This is a genomic window from Acidobacteriota bacterium (genome assembly GCA_035471785.1).
GTDB lineage: Bacteria > Acidobacteriota > UBA6911 > RPQK01 > DATIPO01 > JANQFM01.
On record DATIPQ010000155.1, the window covers coordinates 1 to 5,759 of the forward strand.

General features: G+C 65.8%; 6 protein-coding genes. All 6 read left to right on the forward strand.

Going from position 1 to position 5,759, the window contains the following annotated elements; genetic code table 11:
* Positions 1–139, forward strand: a 139-nt coding sequence (locus tag VLU25_22050; GenBank protein ID HSR70626.1) for a pyrroline-5-carboxylate reductase dimerization domain-containing protein, incomplete at its 5' end; no start/stop codon positions are given.
* Positions 140–208: 69 nt separating this feature from the next.
* Complete coding sequence (locus VLU25_22055; protein ID HSR70627.1) at positions 209–685, forward strand: hypothetical protein; 477 nt, start codon at positions 209–211, stop codon at positions 683–685.
* 18 nt (positions 686–703) lie between these two features.
* On the forward strand, positions 704–1,690 hold the full coding sequence (locus VLU25_22060; GenBank protein ID HSR70628.1) for an SDR family oxidoreductase: 987 nt from the start codon (positions 704–706) through the stop codon (positions 1,688–1,690).
* Entirely contained in the window at positions 1,687–2,925 is a 1,239-nt protein-coding gene (locus VLU25_22065) for an aminomethyltransferase family protein (protein HSR70629.1), read from the forward strand. The genes VLU25_22060 and VLU25_22065 overlap by 4 nt, the downstream gene beginning before the upstream one ends.
* Complete coding sequence (locus VLU25_22070) at positions 2,922–4,526, forward strand: NAD(P)/FAD-dependent oxidoreductase (GenBank protein HSR70630.1); 1,605 nt, start codon at positions 2,922–2,924, stop codon at positions 4,524–4,526. Before VLU25_22065 ends, VLU25_22070 begins: the two co-directional genes overlap by 4 nt.
* A partial coding sequence (locus VLU25_22075) for a hypothetical protein (protein HSR70631.1) occupies positions 4,523–5,759 on the forward strand: 1,237 nt, incomplete at its 3' end. The genes VLU25_22070 and VLU25_22075, both read left to right, overlap by 4 nt.

Genomic DNA, 5,759 nt, shown 5'->3' on the forward strand with positions numbered 1-5,759 from the left:
CAAAGACGAAGTCACAACCCCCGCGGGATGCACCATCGACGGCATCCTGGAACTGGAAGAGGGCAAGCTGCGCGTCACCCTCATCAAGGCCGTGGTCAAAGCCGCCCAACGCGCCAAGCAACTGGTCGACGACCAGTAGCCGGATCGAGTACGCCGATAATCGGCATGTGGTTGAATAACGTCAGCGGCCGCAGCGTAGGAGGCGCTAATGATGGATTTTCGAGGAGACTTCAGCGAGAGGCTTCAATCCAGCCGCTACCAGCAGGAGCGGGAGCGCATCGAGAGGATCTGCCGGAACTTCACCGATCAGGTGGAACAGGTCTTCGAGATCCACGTCCGGCGCATCTACGGACGCATCGAGGGGGTCACCGTCGAGTCGGCCCGGCAGCGCTACACCTGCCGGCTTGGCGAGTTCCGTCCTGCCATCGATTTCTATGCCCAGTACCTTCGAGTGGCGGCTGACGGCAAGCAGATCTGCATTGCGCTGACCCGTCCCGCCGAAGAAGAGCCCTCCGTCCATTACATCGTGGGCAAGTCTGAAACCAAGCCGGTCGACGCCGATGATTCCATCTACATCCGCGGCCGCTCCCTCAAGGAAGTCCCCGTCTCCCAGTTCAGCGCCGACACCTTCAATCCCCAGGAATTTCACGATCTGCTGGTCAAGGAATTGATCGAAGAGCTTTGATGGGCAATAATCCCGCCCATGAGCCAGTCAAAGTTCGACGTGGTCACCGGCGGCGCTGGATTCATCGGTTCCCACCTGGTCCGCGCCCTGCTGTCCCGCGGACGCGCCGTGCGGGTCGTCGACGATTTCTCCAGCGGCAAGGAGGAGAACCTGCAAGGACTGGCCGAGCAGCATCCGGGGCGCTTCTCCCTGGAGCGGGCCGATATCCGCAACTCCTCGGCCATGCTCGAGCTCCTGCAAGGCGCCGAGCACGTCTACCACCAGGCCGCCATGACCTCGGTGGCGCAATCGGTGGAGGATCCGCATCGCTGCCACCAGGTCAACGCCGGCGGCACCCTCAAGGTGCTGGAAGCGGCCCGCCGGGGCGGCGCCGGCAAGGTCGTGATGGCTTCCACCACAGCCGTCTACGGAGACGATCCCGAGCTGCCCAAGCGGGAAACCATGCTGCCTTCGCCCATCTCGCCTTATGCCGCCGGCAAACTGGCGGCCGAAGGCTACGGGCAGGTCTACAGCCGCCTTTACGGATTGCCGGTGGTGGCGCTGCGCTACTTCAACGTCTACGGACCCCGCCAGGATCCGCAGTCCGAATATGCCGCCGTCATCCCCAAGTTCATCAGCCGCATGGCCGCGGGTTCGTCTCCCGTCATCTTCGGCGACGGCGAGCAGAGCCGAGATTTCGTCTTCGTCGAGGACGTGGTGCGCGCCAACCTCCTGGCGGCCCGTTCCGAGGTGTCGGGACTGGCCCTCAACGTGGCCTCGGGCGCTACCTGCAATCTCAAACAGATCGTGGCTCTGCTCAACGAGATCCTGGGAGCCGACCTGCAGCCCATCTTCGAACAGGCCCGGGCAGGGGACATCAAGCACTCCTCGGCCGACACCTCCAAGGCCCGTCTGGCCATCGGATTCCAGGCCCAAGTCACCTTCAAAGAGGGCCTGTCGCGGGCCGTCGCATTCTATCGGGAGGCCGCCTCCGGGTCGCCCGCAGCAAGCGGGCGGTCGTCTTGAGTGCAGGCAGCGCCCATCCTCTGGCTCCCCGGCCCACCCCCTTCTATCCGCGCCAGCAGGAGCACTGCCATTCGCGCGAGTGGAAAAACTGGGCCGGATGGATTTGCCCCGTCACCTATGAACATTCCCACGAAGCCGAATACTGGGCCATCCGCAACTCGGCGGCATTGATCGACGTGACGCCGCTCTTCAAGTACGAGTTGCGCGGACCCGATGCCCTGCGCGTGGCCGACCGCATCATGACCCGCAAGATCGCCTCCTGCCAGGTGGGACGCGTCATGTATTCGCCCTGGTGTGACGAGCAGGGCAAGATGATCGAGGACGGCACGGTGGCACGCCTCTCCCAGGACCATCTCAGGCTGACGGCCGCCGAGCGCTCGCTGCGCTGGTTCGAAGACGTGGGGTACGGGCTCGAATTCACCATCGAGGACGTCACCGAGAAACTGGCGGCGCTGTCGCTGCAGGGTCCGCGTGCGCGCCGGGTGCTGTGCGCGGCGCTGGGCCAGGATTTGGCGGGGCTGGGCTGGTTCCGGCTGGCCGCCACTCATCTGCCGGGCAGGGAAGTCGGGCTCGCCGTCACCCGCACCGGATACACCGGCGACCTGGGCTACGAGCTGTGGATCGAGGCCGCCCACGCTCTCGACCTGTGGGACCTGCTCATGCAAGCCGGCCGTCCTTACGGGCTGCGTCCTTGCGGATTGGCGGCCATGGACATCGCCCGCATCGAAGCCGGACTGCTGCTTATCGACGTCGACTTCATCCCTTCCAACAAGGCCGTGCTGGAAACGCAGAAGTCCTCCCCCTTCGAGGCCGGACTGGGCTGGTCGGTGGCCCTCGACAAGCCCGACTTCATCGGACGCTCGGCCCTGCTGGAAGAAAAACGCCGCGGCTCGCGCTGGGCTTTGGTGGGCCTGGAGATCGACTGGGTGGGACTGGAGCGCGTCTTTGCCGGCTTCGACCTGCCTCCCCAGGTGGCCGGACGGGCTTCCCGCGATCCTGTGCCCGTCTACAAGGCCGGACGCCAGATCGGGCAGGCCACCTCGCGCACCTTCTCGCCGCGCCTCAAGAAATACATCGGCCTGGCCACCCTCGAGGCCCGCCATGCCCATCCCGGCGTTGAAGTCGAAATCGAGGTCACTGTCGAGTACACCCGGCTCAAGGCTCCCGCCAAGGTGGCGAAGACGCCCTTCTTCGACCCGCCCCGCAAACGCTCCAACCCGGGAGGCGGACCGTGAAGCGCTATGACGCCATCATCATCGGGGGAGGGCACAACGGGCTGGTGGCGGGAGCCTACCTGGCCCGCGCCGGACTCAAGACGCTGGTGCTGGAACAGCGTCCGCTGGTGGGGGGAGCGGCGGTCAGCGAACAGGTCTATCCCGGATTCACCTACTCGGTCTTCTCCTACGTGGTCAGCTTGCTGCGTCCCGAAATCATCCGCGACCTGCGCCTGGCCCAGCACGGACTGGTCATTCTGCCCCTGGAGAGCACTCTTACCCCGCTGCCCGGCGGCGACCGCCTCTACCGCGACGGCGACAAATACCGCACCCAGCGCGACATCGCCCGCTTCTCGGTGCGCGACGCCGAGGCTTACGCCGAATACTCGCGGGTCATGTACTTCATGGCCAAGGCGGTCAAGTATATGCTGGGCGTCAAGCCTCCCGACCCCGCCTCCTGGCGGCCCGGCGAACTGGGCGGACTGCTCGACCTGGCCCGCCACATGTTGGGCCTGGGACGCGAGCAGCTCTACCTGCTGAGCCGCCTCATGACGGCCTCGGCCTACGACTTCTTGCGCGAGTGGTTCGAGTCCGAGCCGCTGCTGGCCACTCTCTCGGCTTCAGGCATCATCGGCACATTCCTGGGTCCGCGCTCGCCGGGGACGGCCTACGTGCTGCTGCACCATTACATGGGCGAGATCGACGGCAACTTCCGGGCCTGGGGATTCGCCCGTGGCGGCACCGGAGCCATTTCCGAAGCCATCGCCTCCTCGGCCCGGGCGCTGGGCGCCGAGATCCGCTGCGACGCGGGAGTGGCCGAGGTCATCCTCGAGGACGGCTTAGCCGCGGGAGTCCGCCTGCAGAACGGCGACGAATGCCATGCCGACACCGTCGTGTCCTCCCTCGACCCCCACAATACCTTCCTCAAGCTGATCGGAGAGGATCACTTGCCCGCCGACCTGGTGCGGGCTGTCTCCAACTTCACTTCGCGCGGGTCCTCCGCCAAGGTCAACCTGGCTTTGGACGCCGCCCCCGACTTGGCCTGCTGGCCCGGCGCCGGTCCTCATCTGCGCGGGGCCGTTTCCATTTCGCCCTCCACCGAATACCTGGAGCAAGCCTACGACGACGCCAAGTACGGACGCTTCTCGCGCAAGCCCTACATCGACATGATCATCCCCTCCATGATCGATCCCGGCATGGCGCCGCCGGGCAAGCACGTCATGAGCTGTTTCGTCCAATACGCCCCCTACCACCTGCGTTCCGGCGCACAATCCTGGGACCAGCAGCGCGATGTCCTGGGCGATGCGGTCATCGACACGCTGAGCCAATTCATTCCCAACCTCAAGGACATCCTCCTCCACCGCCAGGTGCTGACGCCGCTCGACATCGAACGCACCATCGGACTCACCCAGGGCAATATCTTCCAGGGAGAATTGAGCCTGCAGCAGCTCTTCTTTTTGCGTCCGGCGGCGGGATACGCCGGCTATCACACCCCCATCCCCAACTACTTTCAATGCGGCTCCGCAACCCATCCCGGCGGAGGCATCACCGGCGCCCCCGGGCGCCTGGCCGCCCTGGAGATCCTGCGCCGCCTGCGCCACCCCGGGGAGGCCCGAGCATGATCTACCTGGGATCGACGCCTGAAGTGCTGGCCGGGGCCACCTTGCGGGCCCTGGGCGGGGAGGCAGCGCAAATCTTGGAACCCTCGGCCAGGCTAGGGGGATGGGCCGTGACCGGCGAACTTTGGCCGGGGATCGAAGTTCCCCTCCAAACCCACCACGCGGGAGGACTGAGCCAGCGGATCATCGACGATCTAAAGCTGGTGGAAAAGCACGGACTGGCCTTTCTCGATCCCCCGGCGCTGGCCCACGCTCCGGCTCCGGGAGCGGGAACGCCTTCATTGACCATCTGGCGCGAGATGGATCGGACGGTAGAAGAAATCCGCCGCCACTCGGCCGAGGACGCGGCCCGCTGGCCCGACTTTTGCCGCAGCATGCGCCGTCACGCGGCTCAACTCGACGAACTGCTGCAGCTCGATCTGGCCGCGCTGCTCGAGCAGGGCCTCAACGCTTTGCCCCACAAGGGACGGCGGGGCGGCGATGGCAGGTCCAAGGCGGCCCGCTACCTGCTGGCTGGATCGACCTGGAGCGAACTGGCCCCCCTCATCCGCTTCGCCGCCCGCCTGCGCCGCCAGGGCGGACCCGAGATGATGGACTTCCTGCGCGTCCTGCCCATGACCTTCAAGGAACTGATGGACGAGTGGTTCGAAGCGCCCCTGCTGCGCGGCTTGCTGGGCACCTGCGCTGTCCTTAACAGCCACTGGGGCCCGCAGGCGGCGGGAACCACCCTCAATTTTCTTTACCACCTCATCGACTCGCCCGACGGGCAATACCGCAACGTCCGCCGTATCCCGGGAGGCCTGCCGGCCCTCCTGCAAGCGCTAAAATCGGCCGCCTGCGACGCCGGTGTTGAAATCGCCCTCAACGCCGACATCCGCGGCCACTTCGAGAGGGAAGGGCCTTCCCCCAACGGTTGGACTTCAGCCTATACGCCACACCACACTCACCTTCATCTGCTGCCGCCCTCTCGGGTAACTCCGGCCCTGTTGCGCCGCCTGCGCCCTCAAGCCCCGCGACCTGTCACCACCTACTTGCACCTCCTCCTCCAAGACCCGTCCCCGCCCCCGGACGCCGAGTCGGGACACATCGTGCTGCCCCCGTCGCTGGAGTACATCGAACGCGCCTCCGACGCCCCCAAGTACGGACGCTCCTCTGAAAACCTGCTCATCGACGCCTTCCGCGCCGACGACCAGGTCCTCACCCTGCGCCTCCAATACACCCACCCCTCTCAATCCC

Coding starts and splice junctions, on each gene's coding strand:
- VLU25_22055 (HSR70627.1), top strand. CDS start 209: ATGATGGATTTTCGAGGAGACTTCAGCGAGAGGCTTCAATCCAGCCGC.
- VLU25_22060 (HSR70628.1), top strand. CDS start 704: ATGAGCCAGTCAAAGTTCGACGTGGTCACCGGCGGCGCTGGATTCATC.